15 protein-coding genes are annotated in these 17438 nt (G+C 59.9%); 6 read left to right on the top strand and 9 right to left on the bottom strand.

Features of this window, described 5'->3' with window-relative positions:
• Positions 1-169 precede the first annotated feature (169 nt).
• On the bottom strand, positions 170-619 hold the full coding sequence (locus C7477_RS08350) for a DNA polymerase III subunit chi (RefSeq protein WP_110750997.1): 450 nt from the start codon (positions 617-619) through the stop codon (positions 170-172).
• A gap of 179 nt (positions 620-798) precedes the next feature.
• Positions 799-2295, bottom strand: a complete 1497-nt coding sequence (locus C7477_RS08340; protein WP_110751028.1) for a leucyl aminopeptidase — start codon at positions 2293-2295, stop codon at positions 799-801.
• 274 nt (positions 2296-2569) lie between these two features.
• Here C7477_RS08340 and lptF point away from each other — a divergent pair, with 274 nt between their 5' ends.
• The 6 genes from lptF to rsmA all read left to right on the top strand — a co-directional run bounded on the left by lptF (position 2570) and on the right by rsmA (position 10305).
• Positions 2570-3766, top strand: a complete 1197-nt coding sequence (gene lptF / locus C7477_RS08335; protein ID WP_110750993.1) for an LPS export ABC transporter permease LptF — start codon at positions 2570-2572, stop codon at positions 3764-3766.
• Positions 3763-4851: an LPS export ABC transporter permease LptG gene (gene lptG, locus C7477_RS08330; RefSeq protein ID WP_110750991.1), complete on the top strand. Its 1089-nt coding sequence runs from the start codon at positions 3763-3765 to the stop codon at positions 4849-4851. The genes lptF and lptG overlap by 4 nt, the downstream gene beginning before the upstream one ends.
• Positions 4852-4872: 21 nt before the next feature.
• Complete coding sequence (locus C7477_RS08325; protein ID WP_110750989.1) at positions 4873-7191, top strand: LPS-assembly protein LptD; 2319 nt, start codon at positions 4873-4875, stop codon at positions 7189-7191.
• A 106-nt stretch (positions 7192-7297) separates the two neighbouring features.
• Positions 7298-8245, top strand: a complete 948-nt coding sequence (locus C7477_RS08320; protein WP_110751026.1) for a SurA N-terminal domain-containing protein — start codon at positions 7298-7300, stop codon at positions 8243-8245.
• A gap of 213 nt (positions 8246-8458) precedes the next feature.
• The gene (gene pdxA / locus C7477_RS08315; protein WP_110750986.1) at positions 8459-9484 is read left to right on the top strand and encodes a 4-hydroxythreonine-4-phosphate dehydrogenase PdxA; all 1026 of its coding nucleotides are present in this window, start codon (positions 8459-8461) and stop codon (positions 9482-9484) included.
• Positions 9481-10305 (top strand): 16S rRNA (adenine(1518)-N(6)/adenine(1519)-N(6))-dimethyltransferase RsmA, encoded by an 825-nt coding sequence (gene rsmA, locus C7477_RS08310; protein ID WP_110750984.1) that lies wholly within the window; start codon positions 9481-9483, stop codon positions 10303-10305. The genes pdxA and rsmA overlap by 4 nt, the downstream gene beginning before the upstream one ends.
• Before the next feature lie 47 nt (positions 10306-10352).
• Here rsmA and gmk read toward each other — a convergent pair whose 3' ends face one another.
• From gmk to fabD, 7 genes are all read right to left on the bottom strand, one after another.
• Entirely contained in the window at positions 10353-10964 is a 612-nt protein-coding gene (gene gmk / locus C7477_RS08305; protein WP_425373540.1) for a guanylate kinase, read from the bottom strand.
• A gap of 51 nt (positions 10965-11015) precedes the next feature.
• On the bottom strand, positions 11016-11903 hold the full coding sequence (locus C7477_RS08300) for a YicC/YloC family endoribonuclease (RefSeq protein WP_110750980.1): 888 nt from the start codon (positions 11901-11903) through the stop codon (positions 11016-11018).
• 224 nt (positions 11904-12127) lie between these two features.
• Complete coding sequence (mltG, locus tag C7477_RS08290) at positions 12128-13387, bottom strand: endolytic transglycosylase MltG (protein ID WP_425373539.1); 1260 nt, start codon at positions 13385-13387, stop codon at positions 12128-12130.
• Between the two features lie 301 nt (positions 13388-13688).
• Positions 13689-14951: a beta-ketoacyl-ACP synthase II gene (gene fabF, locus C7477_RS08285; protein ID WP_110750978.1), complete on the bottom strand. Its 1263-nt coding sequence runs from the start codon at positions 14949-14951 to the stop codon at positions 13689-13691.
• A gap of 198 nt (positions 14952-15149) precedes the next feature.
• On the bottom strand, positions 15150-15386 hold the full coding sequence (locus C7477_RS08280; protein ID WP_068881166.1) for an acyl carrier protein: 237 nt from the start codon (positions 15384-15386) through the stop codon (positions 15150-15152).
• A gap of 338 nt (positions 15387-15724) precedes the next feature.
• The gene (fabG, locus tag C7477_RS08275) at positions 15725-16462 is read right to left on the bottom strand and encodes a 3-oxoacyl-[acyl-carrier-protein] reductase (RefSeq protein WP_110750976.1); all 738 of its coding nucleotides are present in this window, start codon (positions 16460-16462) and stop codon (positions 15725-15727) included.
• A 12-nt stretch (positions 16463-16474) separates the two neighbouring features.
• Complete coding sequence (gene fabD, locus C7477_RS08270) at positions 16475-17413, bottom strand: ACP S-malonyltransferase (RefSeq protein ID WP_110750974.1); 939 nt, start codon at positions 17411-17413, stop codon at positions 16475-16477.
• Between the last annotated feature and the right edge of the window lie 25 nt (positions 17414-17438).

Raw genomic sequence — 17438 nt, 5'->3', positions numbered from 1 at the left:
ATTCCCGGGGTGGCCATCCCGGGAATCGCATCCAGCCTCAGCGCCAATTAAGCATGAAACAAACAGACAATTCCTGTGCTTGTCACAGGAATCCATGCCTCAACAGTGAAGTTGCCGCAGCCGACAAAAAAGTATCGTTCCATCCAAAAGTGAAATGCACTAGACCGCCTCATGCCTTGCGCTCCCACCTCCGATCCGGCGTCTGCTGCCAATAGGTCAGCGCGTGCCCCTCGTCCTTCAGCGCCTTCCACTGGCTTCGCGCGCGTTCCAGCTGCTCCTGGTCGTGGCCATCGAACATGACGACGAGGCGCTCGTAGTCCCCTGCCCGGCTGATCTGTGCGCCCTCTACGACGAACCGTACCGTCGCGGCGTTGGGGTTGGCGTCGGTTGTGGTGAGAATGATCGGTTGTTCGGCCGGGTGAGGCTCACTTTCCGTTCCATGCGCCAGGAACGAAACATCGGACCATGTCCACAAATGATTGTCCAGCGCATCGCGGCGCTCATCGGTGATCGTCTGAATCGCCACCCGCCAGCCGCGTGACATGGAGCGCTCCACGAGGCCCGGCAGTGCTTCCTCAAGCGTCGATTCGGTCAGGTGGTAGAACAGGATTTCAGCCATGGGAGGCACCCCCCTCTGCCCTGCCGGGCATCTCCCCCTCAAGGGGGGAGATTGGCTGATATTCGCCTCTTCGTTCACCCTGCAACGTTTGCGACTGATGCCGAACGTCCATGAGAGCGTAATCTCCCCCCTTGAGGGGGAGATGCCCGGCAGGGCAGAGGGGGGTGACTCGAAACACGCTACGCCTCAAAATTATCCCGCACCAACCGATCAAGCAGCCGCACACCAAACCCCGAAGCCCAGGACTGGCTATATTCGTTGTTCGGCGCGCCGATGGCGGTTCCCGCGACATCGAGATGCGCCCAGGGCGTCTCGCCGACGAAGCGCTTGAGGAACTGCGCAGCGGTGATCGAGCCGCCATTGCGGCCACCAATATTCTTCATGTCGGCGATCTTGGAATCGATCATCTTGTCGTATTCAGCTCCAAGCGGCATCCGCCAGAGCTTTTCGCCCGTGGCCTCGCCTGCCGCCGAAAGTTGGCCAGCGAGTGTATCGTCATTGGAGAAGAGCCCAGCGCGATGCAGGCCGAGCGCTACCATGATTGCGCCCGTCAGCGTCGCCAGATCCACCATGAAACGCGGCTTGAACCGGTCATTGGCATACCAGAGCACATCAGCCAGCACGAGACGGCCCTCCGCGTCCGTATTCAGCACCTCGATCGTCTGACCCGACATCGAGGTGACGATATCGCCGGGACGCTGCGCGTTGCCGTCCGGCATGTTTTCGACAAGCCCAATGATGCCGACAGCGTTGACCTTGGCTTTGCGCGCGGCGAGCGCATGCATGAGGCCGGTGACCGCGGCGGCGCCGCCCATGTCGCCCTTCATCTCCTCCATACCCGACGCCTGCTTGATCGAGATGCCGCCGGTATCGAAGACGACGCCCTTGCCGATGAAGGCGACGGGGCTTTCGTTTTCCTTGGCACCATTCCACTGCATGATGGCGATGCGCGGCGGACGGACCGACCCTTGCGCCACGCCAAGAAGCGCGCCCATGCCAAGCGCCTTCAATTCATCTTCCGCGAGGATCTCGACCTTGACGCCAAGCTTCTCCAACTTGAAGGCTTCCTCGGCAAATTCCACCGGGCCCAGCACATTTGCCGGTTCATTGACGAGATCGCGAGCGAGCCGAACACCTTCAGCCACGGCTTCAGCGCCAGCGAAGGCCTCTTTCGCAGCGGCGGGATCGGCGGTTTGCAGCGTGACCGTCACGTTGCCCTTCGGCTCTGAATCGTTGTCGTCGCTCTTTTTGGTCTTGTACTTTTCGAAGCGGTAGGCGCGCAGAAGCATCCCCAGCGCAAAATCGGCGGTGTTTTCCGGTGAAAGCGCTGTCTCGGGAAGCGCCAGTACCGCGGAAGCCGTTTTAGCGCTGCCGAGCTTGGAGAACGCCGCGCCGCCGATCTTGAGCCAATCATCACTCTTGAGCTTCGCCGGATCGCCGACGCCGACCAAGACCAGCCTATCAATCCCGGCTCCCTCGGGCGCTATCGTTTCGACGGTCGCGCCAAGCTTGCCCTTGAAGTCATTGATTTCGATAAGGCGGGAAATCAGCGAAGCGTCGCCGATAGATGCTCCGGCCTGTTCTGCGAACTTGCCGCCCTCGCCAACCAGAACGATAGCGACATCTTTTTCAGCAGCGGAGAACGCGGAAAAGCCGATTGCGGGATGTTTGGACATGATAACTCCGAAAAGAGGCATGGAATAAAGAAGCGGAAATGTCTACTTCATGTGAAACGAAGCAGGCAAAACGGCAAGGGCCATGACATGATTTAGAGCGATTCCAGCCCTACGGAATGCATCCGTCCGGCTGCAAAGTGCATTAATAATTTGTTTACCGCATTTCTTCGCCTATTTTTAGCCAAAGGCCGGATACGAATGAAAACTGGGACAAGACCATATTCATCTAAAACAGATGGTATGAAAACAGGGTCAGGATGTAACTCTTAACAACATGCGATTAATCGAGTTCTACATCCTGCGCCGCGTCGCGCTCATGTTTTTCGCTGTCCTGGGGGCGGCGGTCGGTATCACCTGGACAGTCCAGGTGCTGCAGCGCGTCGATTTTCTCACCACAAGCGGACAGACCTTTCAGACAATCCTGACGTTCAGCTCGCTGCTCCTGCCCTCCGCCATTCCGCTGGTGATGCCCTTCGCGCTCGTCATCGCGATAACGCAGACGCTTTCGACCATGAACCAGGATTCGGAGCTGGTGGTGATCAACGCCGCCGGCAGCCCGCGTTCGGCGGTATTCAGGCCGATCCTGCTCTTTGCCGTCGCCATCTCCATCGCCTCGTTCACAATCGCCAATTTCGTCGACCCTTATGCCCGGATGAACATGCGCGAGATGATTGCGAGCGCCGGCGCCGATCTCATCAATGTCGTGCTGCAGGACGGTACTTTCCGGCAGATCGGCGACAATCTCTATGTGCAGATCGCGGAGCGCAAGGAAAACGGCGAGATCGGCGGCTTGTTCATCGCCGATTCGCGGGACCCCAATGTCGATCTCATCTATTACGCAGCGGACGGACGGGTTGCCCGCAGCGGCAATGACGATGTGCTTCTGATGGAGAACGGCGAGGTACAGCGGCGTGATGTGAAGACCGGGAATGTCTCGATCATCAAGTTCAATTCCTACGCTTTCGATCTCAGCCAATTCGCTTCAACGGCGGATGAGAAGACGATCTTCGCCAAGGACAGGCCGCTCAGCTATCTGCTCAATCCAGATCCCAATGATCCGCAGTTTCAGCAGAAGCCGATGCGCTTTACCGCCGAGCTCAACAAGCGCCTGACCAATTGGCTCTATCCGATCGTCTTCGCGCTCATTGCGCTTGCGGTGGCGGGCGATTCGCGCTCCTATCGCGAAGCTAGGATCTCCGCCTCCTTCACCGCCATCACCGGGTCGCTCATCGTCTATTGGGCGGGCTATTTCGCCAGCGAGCGCGCCGACAAGAGCTTCGATTACGTTTATCTGATGTACACAATCCCGATCTGGGTCAGCGCGGTTGCCATCTACCTGCTCGCAACGGGGCGTCGCTTCGGGCTACCAGCCTGGTTGTCAGACCGGATCAATGACCGCTTCGATGCTTTGCGCACGTCCATAACCGCACTTTCCCGCCGGACGGCGAAGCGGACTGGAGGCGGACAATGATCGGCTGGACTCTGGGGCGTTATGTCTTCATGCGCTACGTGAAGATGACGCTCTATTTTATCGTCGGAATCTTCGCGCTGGCGCTCCTTCTCGACTTTACCGAGAACGCCGGCAAGCTATCCGCCCTGCCGGACTATACCGCTTGGGGCGCGCTCGCCATTTCGGCCATGCGCATCCCGTTCATCATGCAGCAGATGATTCCTTTCGTCGCGCTGTTCTCCGCAATGGCGACGTTGATCTCGCTCAATCGCAAATATGAGCTCGTCGTGGCGCGCTCGGTAGGGGTGTCGGCCTGGCAGTTTCTCCTGCCCGCCTGCCTCGGCGCGTTTCTCTTCGGGCTGGCGACGATCTTCGTACTCAATCCGCTGGCGGCGTATGGTTATTCCAAAGCGGAGGAAATCCAGGCAGCCTGGACTGGCGGACGTTCGACAGATTCGTCGGAATCGCGCGTGCCATGGCTGAGACAGAAGACCGATGAAGGCGAAACGATCATCGGAGCCAAGCATATCCTCAATCGCGGCGCCACGCTGGTGGACGCAACCTTCATCGAGCTCAACAAGGACGAGACGATCGGGGTGCGATACGACGCAAAAACCGCGCAGCTGGAGACGGGATATTGGCTCCTCACCGACGTGACGCGATTCGCGCTGGCGCAGGAGCCGCAGAAGATCGCCCAGATGCGCGTTGCGACCGAATTGCGTCCCGAATTCGTGGAAGAACGGCTCGCCGCGCCGGAAGCGATTCCCTTCTACGAACTGCCTGGAAAGATCGAAGTTGCCCGGTCATTCGGCTATTCCGCGAATGCATTCGATATGCAATTTCAATCACTTCTGGCTTTGCCAGTGCTTTTGATAGCGATGACGCTGATTGCCGCTACCGTATCGTTAAAATTTGTGCGATTTGGGCAATCAGGCACAATGATTCTGGGTGGCGTGATTGCCGGCTTCGTGCTTTATGTTGTGACAGTTCTGGTCAAGGCGTTCGGGACGGCTGGCTTCGTGCCGCCGTTCGTGGCAGCTTGGGCTCCAGTCGTGATCGCAATGTTTTTCGGGGTCTCCTTTTTACTGCACAAGGAGGATGGTTAGTTGGGATTGAATAAAGCCCGCATGGTGTTGTCTGCGCGGCTCGCGTCGTTATTGCGCGGGACAGCCTTGGCATGCGCTTTTGTGGCCCCCGCCCTATCCGTCTCGTATGCGCAGACGGAGAGCGAGCTATCCAGCTCGTTCAAAACCAACCCCAACGCCAAGATGGTGTTGCAGGCGAACGAACTCGTCTATGACAACGATGCCCATACCGTCACCGCGCAAGGCGCAGTGAAGATCGAGTATGACGGGAATCGCCTCGTCGCCGACAAGGTAACCTATAATCAGACCACCAGCCGGATGCTGGCGGAAGGCAATGTCGAGATCGTCGAGGCCGACGGTAACCGCATCTATTCAGATAAGATGGATGTCACGGACGATTTCCGCGAAGGCTTCGTCAACAGCCTGCGCGTCGAGACTGCGGACAACACCCGATTCGCCGCCGAGAGCGCCGAACGCAGCAATGGCGAAATCACGACATTCAACAATGGTATCTATACCGCCTGCGAAGCCTGCAAGAAGAACCCCGACAGGCCGATGCTGTGGCAGATCAAGGCGCGCAAGATCATCTGGAACGGCACCACGAAGACGGTGCGCTTCGAGCGCGGCCGTTTCGAGATGTTCGGCCTGCCGCTTGCCTATCTGCCAGCTTTTGAAATGGCTGACCCCACCGTCAAGCGCAAAAGCGGCTTTCTCTTTCCCGCCTTCCGCTATCAGGAGGATTTGGGCTTCGGCGTGCGTGGTTCATACTTCTGGAATCTCGCGCCCAATTACGACCTGACGTTTTCCACCACTGCCTATACCCAGCAGGGTTTCCTGGGTGAAGTCGAATGGCGTCACCGGCTGGAGAACGGCAGCTATAATTTGCGCGCGGCCGGCATTCATCAGATGAAACCTGGCGAGTTCGACGATTATACCGTCGATCAGGAGAGTACGAACCGCGGCATGGTGGGGTCAAAGGGGCAGTTCGAGATCAATCCGCGCTGGACCTTTGGCTGGGATGTGGTCGCCCAGTCGGACAAGAATTTCAGCCGCACCTACGGCCTGCCCGGCTATTCCGACCAGACGATCCGCAACGAGGTCTACTTAACAGGGCTCGGGGAGCGGAGCTATTTCGACCTGCATTTCTACAAGTTCAACGTGCAGGAAAGCGTACTGCCGGGCGATCCATGGGAGATCAATTCCAAGCAGCCCTGGGTGCTGCCGAGCATTGATTATTCCTATGTCGCGCCGGAGCCGGTCTATGGCGGCGAGCTGAACTTCGACATGAACGTTCAGGGTATCTATCGCGAAAGCGCCGACTTCACGACCACGCCCTATACTCGTCTGGCCGGCATCAATGGCTCGAGCGGCCGGATTACCGGCGAGGCGGAATGGAAGCGTACGTTCATCGCGCCGGGCGGCCTCGTCATTACTCCGCTGCTTGCGCTGCGTGGTGATGGCATCGGCGTCGACAGCAGTTTCAATCCGGGAGCATATCCCGGCAGCACGGTGGATGTCGTTCGTTCGGAAGCCTTCCGTGCCATGGCGACGGCTGGCCTCGAGGTGCGGTGGCCGATCCTGTTCTCTACCACCAGCGCGACCCACGTCATCGAGCCGATGGCGCAAATCTTCCTGCGCAACAACGAGCGTTATGCCGGCCAGTTGCCGAACGAAGATGCGCAAAGCTTCGTCTTCGACGCGACGTCGCTTTTCCAGCGTGACAAATTCTCGGGCTTCGACCGTGTCGAGGGCGGTCACCGCGCTAATCTGGGGATTCGCTATTCCGGAAATCTCGGCAACGATTGGGCTCTTTACGCGCTTGCCGGACAGTCTTTCCATTTGGGTGGCGTGAATTCCTTTGCCGAAGACGATTTCGTCAATGTGGGCGCCGAGTCGGGCCTCGAAACAGCGCGCTCGGACTATGTCGCCATGGCCGGCTTGTCGAATTCAAAGGGCTTCTCTTTCGCCGCGCGCGGCCGGTTTGACGAGGAAACGTTCGATTTGCGGCGCGGGGAGCTGGAAGTGCAGCAAAGCTGGTCGCGGCTAACCGTTTCAGCGCGCTATGCCTATATCGATGCCCAGCCCGAATATGCCTATCCGTTCGACCGGCAGGAGATTTCCGGAAGCGCCTCAGTGAAGGTAGCCGAACATTGGAATATATTCGGATCCACGACCTATGATATCGTTTCGGAGACGTTGACGAACGCATCCGCCGGCTTTGCCTATGATGACGAATGCTTCACCTATTCCATGAGCTATATTCAGACACGAAACCCCGGCGAAAACGAACCCAAGCATGGAATAGGCTTCAATATTTCGTTCCGCACACTGGGCGATTTCGGCACCGCTACGCAGCAATAATGCAGATCAACCACGAGGCCATCGTTTCGCCGCACTACGCCACTTATAGATGCAGGAGACTATGCGCATCTTGCGATCAGCATTCCGGGGACCAGGAAGTGACATGATGAAACGGAGCAAGCGATTTTTCGCCGCCCTTCTGGCAACCAGCATAGGCGTCGCGGTTTCCAACGAAGCTTTCGTGCCACCCGCCAGCGCGAATGAAATCAGCGTTCTGGTCGATGCCAATCCGATCACCAGCTATGACGTCCAGCGGCGCGCGGCCTTCCTCAAGCTGCAGCGCAAGACGGGCAATCTCAATCAGATAGCCAAGGAAGAGCTGATCAACGACATGCTGAAGCGCATGGAGATGAAGCGCCGCGGCATCACCGTCTCCGACAAGGAAGCCGACGAGGCGTTTGCCGGGTTTGCCTCGCGCAACAAGCTGACGCCGGCGCAGCTTTCCGAAGTGCTCAACAAGGCAGGTGTTACGCCTGAGCATTTCAAGTCTTTCATAACGGTGCAGATGGGCTGGGGTCGCGTGTTGGGTGCCAAAGCGCGCTCCACGGGCATGATCAGCGAGCAGGATGCCGTGCAACGCATGCTGCAAAAGGGAGGCTCCAAGCCGAGCGCGACAGAATATCGTCTGCAGCAGGTGATTTTCGTCATTCCCGCAGACAAGCGCGCGGCCCTGATGCCCAAGCGCCGTCAGGAGGCCAATGCCTTCCGTTCGCGCTTCCAGAGCTGCGACACCACGCGGCAACTGACCAAGGGCCTATTGGATGTGACAGTGCGCGATCAAGGCCGGGTGCTGGAACAGCGCCTCCCCAGCGATTGGGCCGATGATGTCAAGAAGACACCGGTTGGCAGGACGACCCCAATCCACGATACTGATAAGGGTGTCGAATTTCTTGCCGTCTGCTCGACGCGCCAGGTTTCAGATGACCGTGTCGCCCAACTGGTCTTTTCGGTAGAGGATGCGGAGAAGAAGCAGGGCGGCGACAGCCAGGGGGAAAAGCTCAGCGACGACTACCTCAAGGAGCTGCGGGCGAAGGCCCGCATCGTTAATCGGTAAATATTGCCGTGCGCCTGGCGGTTTTCATGGAAACGCTGGCGGGAGGGCACACCTTTTCCTACCGTCATTCTCGGGCTTGCCCCGAGAATCTGCCATAAGAACAAAGAAAAGCAATTACACCGCTTAACAGATCAGACCACGGCAGATTCTCGGGACAAGCCCGAGAATGACGGCCATGTGGGAAGCTGTTCTGATAATAAAGGCTAGCGTAGGATGCCCCGCTCAACCCAACTCCATCCTGCTCTAGCCCTCAGCGGCGGCGATCCCTCGGGCATCGGGCCGGAGATAGCCATCGCCGCATGGAAGTTGCGAAAAACGTTGGATATTCCAGCGTTTTTTCTTCTCGTCGATCCGGGCCTGATTGCGGCCCGAGCACAAGCCTTGGGCGAAACCATCGCATTAAAAGCTTGCGCGCCGGAAGACGCGGCAGCGCTGTTCCAAGATTTCCTGCCGGTCGTTCCGCTGAACAGCCGCCAGATCGACAATCCCGGCAAGCCCCTTGCGGCAAACGCAGCCGGCACGATTGAAGCGATCGAACGGGCGGTTGATCTCGCCCTCGATGGCAGAGCCGCTGCGGTTGTCACCTGCCCCATCGCCAAGAAGCCTCTCTACGAAGCGGGCTTTGCGCATCCCGGCCATACGGAATTCCTCGCGGCGCTGGCAGAGGCGCGCACGGGCAAAATGCACAAACCGGTGATGATGCTGGCGGGGCCGGAGTTGCGTGCCGTGCCGGTGACGATCCATATCCCGCTTGCCGAAGTGGCCAAAGTTCTGACGACGGATGAGATCATCGCCGTTTCCCGCATCACCGCGCGGGAGTTGCGGGAGAAATTCGGCATAGCGAACCCGCGCCTGGCTATATCCGGACTTAACCCGCATGCCGGCGAAGGTGGAGCGCTGGGCACGGAAGATGACGCCATCATACGTCCCGCCGTCGAAGCGCTTACTGCGGAAGGCATTGCGGTGCGCGGTCCCCTCCCCGCCGATACGATGTTCCACGCGGCCGCCCGCGCCACATACGACGCGGCGATCTGCATGTATCACGACCAGGCGCTGATCCCGGCAAAGGCACTCGCTTTCGACGAAACGGTCAATGTCACGCTTGGGCTACCTTTTATCCGCACCTCACCGGATCACGGCACAGCCTTCGACATCGCCGGAAAAGGCATCGCCCGTCCAGACAGCCTGATCGCGGCGCTGCGGCTGGCGCGCAAGCTGGCGGATAACGCACGTAAATGAGCATCGACAACCTGCCCCCTTTGCGTGACGTGATCGAACGTCATGGCCTGAATGCCAAGAAATCGCTTGGCCAGAACTTCCTGCTCGATCTTAATCTGACCGCGAAGATCGCGCGGACGGCGGGCGATCTTGCCGATCAGCAAGTGATTGAGGTCGGCCCCGGCCCGGGCGGGCTGACGCGCGCCCTGCTCGCGCAAGGGGCGCTGGTGACGGCGATCGAGCGCGACGAGCGCTGCCTGCCCGCACTGGAGGAGATCGCCTCGCATTATCCGGGGCGGCTGACCGTCATCTCCGGCGATGCGCTTGAGCAGGATTTCGCGGCGCTTGTCACATCGGACAGGAAACCACGCATCGTCGCCAACCTGCCCTACAATGTCGGAACGCAGTTGCTTCTAAACTGGCTTTTGAGCGAACCCTGGCCGCCCTTCTATGCCTCGATGACGCTGATGTTCCAGCGCGAAGTGGCGGAGCGGATCGTCGCCAAGCCCGGCAGTGAGGCTTATGGCAGGCTCGGTGTTCTCGCCGGGTGGCGAACGGAGGCGAAGATCGCCTTCGACGTACCGCCACAAGCTTTCACGCCGCCGCCGAAGGTTACGTCATCAGTGGTGCATCTCATGCCGCGCGAGGCGCCTTTGGCTTGCGACGCCGCGAAGCTTGGCCGCGTGACGCAGGCCGCCTTTGGCCAACGTCGCAAGATGCTGCGCCAGAGCATCAAATCGCTGGGCGGCGAGGCGTTGCTGGGAAAGACCGGGATCGACCCGACGCGCCGTGCGGAGACTTTGAGCGTGGAAGAGTTCGTCACGCTGGCGAATGCGATTTGAGGGAATAAACATACTGCCTTATTCCCCTATTGCCCTACTCCCTTACGTTACGGCTCTTCCTCAAGCAGCCCCTGCACAAACTCAAACAATCCCGGGCGGCGGTCGCGGCGCAGGCGTTCAGCGGAGACGATGGCCTTCACCGACGCATAGGACCGGTTCAGATCCTCGTTGATGACGATATAGTCGTATTTGCTCCATTTCTCGATCTCGAAACGCGCATTGTGCAGGCGGGTCTCGATCACCGCGGGCGTATCTTCCGCGCGGCGGTTGAGCCTTTGCTGCAACTCGCGCATCGTCGGCGGCAGGATAAAGATCGATACGACGTCGGCGGGCATCTTCTCCTGAAGCTGGTCGGCGCCCTGCCAATCGATATCGAAAAGCATGTCGCGGCCTTCTGCGAGCGCATTCTCTGCGGTCTCGCGCAAGGTGCCGTAGAAATTGCCATGGACTTCCGCCCATTCGATCAGCGCATTTGAGTCACGCAGGCGCTCGAACTCGCGCACGGATATGAAGTGGTAATGGACCCCCTCGATCTCGCTTGGACGGCGCGCACGCGTGGTAACGCTGATCGACAAGGAAAGGTCCATCTCCTTATCCTCAAGAAGAAGGCGGGCAATGGTGGATTTCCCCGCGCCGGATGGAGAGGAAATCACCATCATGAGGCCGCGGCGCTGGATAGCGCCTTCTATAGAGGGGGTTGCCATGAAATTTTACTCCAGATTCTGCACTTGTTCGCGAAACTGATCGACAACCGCCTTCAACTCAAGCCCAATTGCCGTAATCGAGGCGGCATTCGACTTTGAGCACAGCGTATTGGCTTCGCGATTGAATTCCTGAGAGAGAAAATCGAGCTTGCGCCCGATTGGGCCGCCCGCGCCGATGAGCTTTCGGGCGGAGGCGACATGGGTGTCAAGCCGGTCGAGCTCTTCCTGGATATCGGCCTTGGTGGCAAGAAAGGCCGCCTCCATATGCAGGCGCGTTTCGTCGAGACCGCTTGTCGAATCCAGAAGCAGCGCCACCTGGGCGGCGAGGCGGGCGCGAATGGCCTCAACACTGCGCGAGGGATCGTTGCGGGCTCGCTGCGCCAGTTCAGCGATTGTGTCGATCTGATGTCCGAGTATTACGCCGATAGAGCGGCCTTCCGCGCGCCTCGCTTCGCCCAGCGCAAGCAGCGCGCCATCAAGCGCGGCCATGATCGCGCTATCCAAAGCCGCCTTCGCCGCTTCGTCCTCCACTTCCTGCGGCTCCACAAGCACACCGCGCAGGGCGAGAATGCCGTCGATGGCGGCCGGGGCCAGCCCGTACTGAGAACGCAGGCGTTCAGCGATCTCAAGGATGTTCGCGAGATAGGCGTCGTTGAGCGCAACCGCGCCCTTGGGAGCTTGCCGCTCGATTGTCAGCGCGGCTTGAAAATTGCCGCGCGAGAAATGCCGCGCCAGAGCGGCGCGGGCCACCGGTTCGACAGCCTCGAAGCCTTGCGGCAGCCGAAAGCGCGCGTCGAGGCCCTTGCCATTGACGGAGCGTATCTCCCAGATGATGCGCGCATGGTTATCTTGAACGGCATGGCGAGCGAAGCCGGTCATGCTTTGTAATGTCATTGTTGTTCCCCGCGCTGCGTTCTGGGTGGTTTGTGTGTAAAATACCCCCCTCTGTCCTGCCGGACATCTCCCCCTCAAGGGGGGAGATTGGCTTATCCCGTCCGCTTTTCCCTATCATTAACATAGCAGAATAGAACACCATGATTGATGCCAGCCGATCTCCCCCCTTGAGGGGGAGATGTCCCGGAGGACAGAGGGGGTGATAAGGTTATGCGCGCTTACCCCTACTGTCTCGCCGCCGCTTCCGGCACAACCTCGCCGCCCGTCACCGCTGGCGCATCCTGCCCGGCCTTCGCCGCGTCGTCCTTTTTCTGCTGTTCAACAGTCCGCCAACGGCGGACATTTTCGTTGTGCTCTCCCAGCGTTGCGGAAAAGACATGGCCGCCGGTGCCGTCGGCGACGAAATAGAGTTCGCCCGTCTGGATTGGATTGGCGACAGCCTCAAGCGCCGCGCGGCCTGGATTGGCGACGGGTGTGGGGGGCAGGCCGTTGATCAGATAGGTATTATAGGGCGTCGGCTTGTCGATATCCGATTTGTAGATCGGCCGGTCGGCGGGCTTTCCCTTGCCGCCGAACAGCCCGTAGATGATCGTCGGGTCGGACTGGAGGCGCATGCCTTTCTGCAGCCGGTTCAGGAATACAGCGGCCACGCGCGGACGCTCCGACGCGATGCCGGTTTCCTTTTCGACAATGGAGGCAAGCGTGACGAATTCGCCCACATGCTTCAATGGCAGGCCGGGGCTGCGCCTGGCCCAGATTTCATCGATCAGCTTCTGCTGCTCGGACTGGAGCTTGGCGACGATTTCCGCCCTGGTCGTGCCGCGGGTAAAGCGCAGCGTCTCGGCCAACAGGCCCCCCTCGGGCGGAAGCGTGGCGGGCATATCGCCGGTGAGCGCCTCATGGGCGGCGATCCGGTCATATATCTGCTGGACTGTCAGCCCTTCCGGGATCGTGAGCGAGACGAGGATCGTCTTGCCGCTGCGCAACGTTTCCATGATATCGCGCATGGAGGCATGGGCCGGGATTTCATATTCGCCGGCCTTCATGTCCTTCTCATAGCCATAGGCGCGGATGCCATAGCGGAATATGCGCGCATCAGAGATAAGGCCGCGCCGCTCCAGCCCATCGGCAATCTCGACAATGCCGCTGCCGCGCTTGACGAGATAGGTGCTGGCGGCGGGCGATGGCCCGGTTGCATCGAATTGCTGCTTGCCGAAATAGAACAGCGCGCAAGCGCCGGCGGCGGCCAGCACCAGCACCGAGACCATGAAATTTGCGAAGACGACGACCTGGCTGCGCGCGTGGCGCGAGCGCCGGGCAGGAGATGGCGGCGGCGTTCCGGGCTCGGGCCTCAGCGCCTCGCTGGCGGATTTCGGCACGATCGGCTTGTGCGCCGGCACGGCACCTGCCGGAGCCTCACCCGATACATCCTCGGGCATCTCATTTTCCGGGGCGTCGTTTTCGGATTTCGCGTCTGAATTCACTCGACCACCTCAGTTCCCATGCTTCTTCCCCCATGCGGCTTACAACATCTTTGCCAGCCGCATGGTCTTATGTCCACACGGTCTAAAGGTCTGGGGCGATTGCGGCGAAAGAACGGATGAATCCGTCGCGGACAGCTATGTCCACAGGCCTCGCATTTGCCGTAGCTGAAAGAGCTTTCCGACCGTCATTCTCAGGCTTCTCCAGAATCCGCAGCGGCCTGATCTGTCAGAACGAAAATTGCTTTTCTTTTCCGTGTCGGCAGATTCTCGGGACAAGCCCGAGAATGACGGCGTTTCAACCCTAAGCCTGATAGCGGCGCAGCACCAGCGAGGCGTTCGTACCCCCAAAACCGAAAGAATTCGACAATACCGTATCGATCCGGCGTTCACGCGGTTTATGCGGAACGAGATCGATTTTGGTGTCAACCGCGGGATTGTCAAGGTTGAGAGTCGCGGGCGCGATGTTATCGCGAATCGCCAGCGTGCAGAAAATCGCCTCCGCCGCGCCGGCGGCGCCCAAAAGATGCCCGATGGACGATTTGGTCGATGACATGGAAACCTTCGACGCCGCATCGCCGACGACGCGCTCGACGGCGGCAAGCTCGATGGTATCGGCCATGGTCGATGTGCCATGCGCGTTGATATAGTCGATCTGCGAGGGCGAAATTCCCGCCCGCTTCAGCGCCATTTCCATGCAGCGCTGCGCACCCTCGCCGGTCTCGGTCGGCGCGGTAATGTGGAAGGCATCGCCGGAGAGGCCGTAGCCGATGACCTCGGCATAAATCTTCGCGCCGCGCGCAAGCGCGTGATCGAGATCCTCAAGCACGACGACGCCGGCGCCTTCGCCCATGACAAAGCCATCACGGTCCGCATCCCAGGGGCGGGACGCGCGCGTCGGGTCATCGTTGCGGTCGGTCGAAAGCGCCTTGCAGGCGGCGAAGCCGGCGAGTGAAATGCGGCTCACAGGTGATTCCGTGCCGCCGGCCACCATCACATCGGCATCGCCGAAGGCGATCAGCCGCGCCGCGTCGCCGATGGCGTGCGCGCCGGTCGAGCAGGCGGTGACGACCGCATGGTTCGGCCCGCGCAGCTTGTGCTTGATGGAGACATGGCCGGACGCGAGGTTGATCAGGCGTCCGGGAATGAAAAAGGGAGAAATACGGCGAGGCCCCTTGTCGCGCAGCGTATAGCCCGCCTCGACAATGCCCTCGATGCCGCCGATGCCCGAACCGATCAGCACGCCGGTGCGAATCTGATCCTCGTCGCTTTCGGGGTGCCAGTTGGCGTCGTTCAGCGCCTGATCCGCCGCGCCCATCGCATAGACGATGAAGGGATCAACCTTGCGCTGCTCTTTGGGCTCCATATGGAGATCGGCATTGAAGGTGCCATCCGTGCCATCGCCCACAGGGACGCGGCAGGCGATCTGGCAAGGCAGATCGTCAACCTCGAATTCGGTTACGCGGCGCGCGCCACTTTTTCCGGCCAGGAGCCTTATCCAAGTCTCTTCCACGCCGCTTGCCAGCGGCGACACCAGCCCCAAACCCGTGATTACGACACGCCTCATATTACACCCTTCGATGTTTATCCAGAGCGCTTCCTGTTTCGACGGAATCGCAAGTACCCCCTCTGTCCTGCAGTGGGGGTACCGTGCAAACGTCTCCGCCAAAATATGGACGCTTTGCCTCTCAGGCCTAAAGCACATTCAGCAGATAGAATCCGGGCCGGAGGCCGAATGGCACCCAGCCCGGAGATCGTCTGATAATCAGGCCTTGGCCTTATCGATGAACTTGACGGCGTCGCCGACCGTCAGGATCGTCTCGGCGGCATCATCCGGGATTTCGACGCCGAATTCTTCCTCGAAAGCCATGACCAGCTCAACGGTATCAAGGCTGTCCGCGCCGAGATCATCGATGAAGCTCGCGCCTTCCGTTACCTTGTCGGCATCTACGCCCAGATGTTCCACAACGATTTTCTTGACGCGTTCTGCGGTGTCGCTCATTTCCGAAACCTCGACCTGTTTGTTGTTCCCTGCCTTGGTTAGCGGCATGGGTGAATGTAATCAAGCTATAAGATACCTGTCGCCTGCCGCTTCAACGGAGCAACGGATACCCTGTGGATATTCCTTTCGGAACATGATCGGCCCCGCAACCCATGCGGTTCGCCAACTCTGCGCGCGCCTTACCACGGTTCGGCTGTCGCGCAAAGCGCATTTTGGCCGTTCATCTGCCCGTTTTGGGCTGATTTGCGGCTAAAATTAGCAAAAACCTCTTCCTAGAGGCTCTCTGTCCATCCTCAATTCCCGGACTAAGCCCCGAGAATGGCGACCAGAGAGCAAGGTCAAATCATCGCCATGCCGCCATTGATGTGCAGCGTCTGCCCGGTGACATAGGCAGCCTCATCGCTGGCCAGATAGACAACGGCGGCGGCGATTTCCGCGCCGGTCCCCATGCGCTTCATGGGGATCGCGCCCATGATGGCGTCTTTCTGCTTTTCGTTGAGCTTTTCGGTCATGGCCGATTCGATAAAGCCGGGCGCTACGCAATTCACCGTCACATTGCGAGAGGCGATCTCCTGCGCCAGCGACTTGGAAAAGCCGATCAGCCCTGCCTTCGAAGCGCAATAATTCGCTTGTCCCGGATTACCGGTAACGCCGACGATGGAGGTGATATTGATGATCCGGCCATGGCGGCGGCGCATCATCGGATGGGTCAGTTCGCGCGTGAGATTGAAAACCGAAGTGAGGTTGACATTCAGCACCGCGTCCCAGTCCGCGTCGCTCATGCGCACAAACAGGCCGTCCCTGGTGATGCCGGCATTGTTGACGAGGATATCGATGCCTTCGAGTTCCTTTTCCGCCTTTTCGCCGAGCGCCTTGACTTCCGCGCGCTCCGAAAGATTGGCCGGGAAAATCTTCACGCGCTCGCCAAGCTCGGCGGCCAGAGCCTCCAGCTTTTCCACGCGGGTGCCGTGCAGGCCGACGATAGCGCCCCGAGCATGAAGGGTGCGGGCGATGGCCTCGCCGATCCCCCCGGTGGCGCCGGTTATGAGGGCCTTGCGGCCGGTAAGGTCAAACATAGCAAGTTTCCTTTAAAGGACGGCGCGAGCCGCCTCAATTTCCTCCGCCGTGCCGACGGCGGTTCCGGTCATTTCTTTCGATATGCGACGGGCGAGACCAGTCAGCACCTTGCCGGAGCCGATCTCGTAAAGCGTGGTGACGCCGTTTGCCGCAAACCATTCGACGGTTTCGCGCCAGCGGACCTGTCCGGTTACCTGCTCGACCAGAAGCCCGGCGATTTCATTCGCATCGGTCACCGGCGCAGCACGGACATTGGCAATGAGCGGCACGACAGGGTCGTTCTTCTTCACGTTTGCCAGCGCCTCGCGCATCGCTTCCGCCGCGGGCGCCATCAGGGCCGAATGGAAGGGGGCCGAAACGGGCAGCATGATCGCCCGCTTGGCGCCCCGTTCGGTTGCCAGCGCGGCAGCCTTCTCCACGGCGGGTTTCGTCCCGGAGATGACAATCTGCCCGCCGCCATTGTCATTGGCGATCTGGCAGATACCTTCGAGAGATGCCGCTTCGCAGATCGCCTGCACATCGCCATGTTCCAGGCCGATGATCGCCGCCATCGCGCCCTCGCCCACCGGCACGGCGCGCTGCATGGCGTTGCCGCGAATGCGCAGGAGACGCGCGGTATCGGCCAGCGAAAAGGTTCCCGCCGCACAAAGAGCGGAATATTCACCCAGCGAATGGCCGGCAACATAGGCCACCTTGTCCTTCAGCGAAAAGCCGTTCGCCTCCAGCACCCGGATGACCGCCATGGATACCGCCATCAGCGCGGGCTGCGCGTTGGCGGTCAGCGTCAGCGTCTCTTCCGGCCCTTCGAACATGGTGGCGGAAAGTTTCTCGCCCAGCGCTTCGTCCACCTCGTCGAACACGGCGCGCGCCTCGGCAAAGTTTTCCGCAAGCGCCTTGCCCATGCCGACCGCCTGGCTGCCCTGTCCGGGGAATGTGAATGCTACGGCCATCGTTGATCTTAAGCCTCTTTTAACA

It is taken from the genome of Paramesorhizobium leguminum (assembly GCF_003217235.1).
Taxonomy (GTDB): Bacteria; Pseudomonadota; Alphaproteobacteria; order Rhizobiales; family Rhizobiaceae; genus Paramesorhizobium; species Paramesorhizobium leguminum.
The sequence above is the reverse complement of the archived record's forward strand: the minus strand, read 5'-3'. Positions and strand labels throughout refer to the sequence as shown.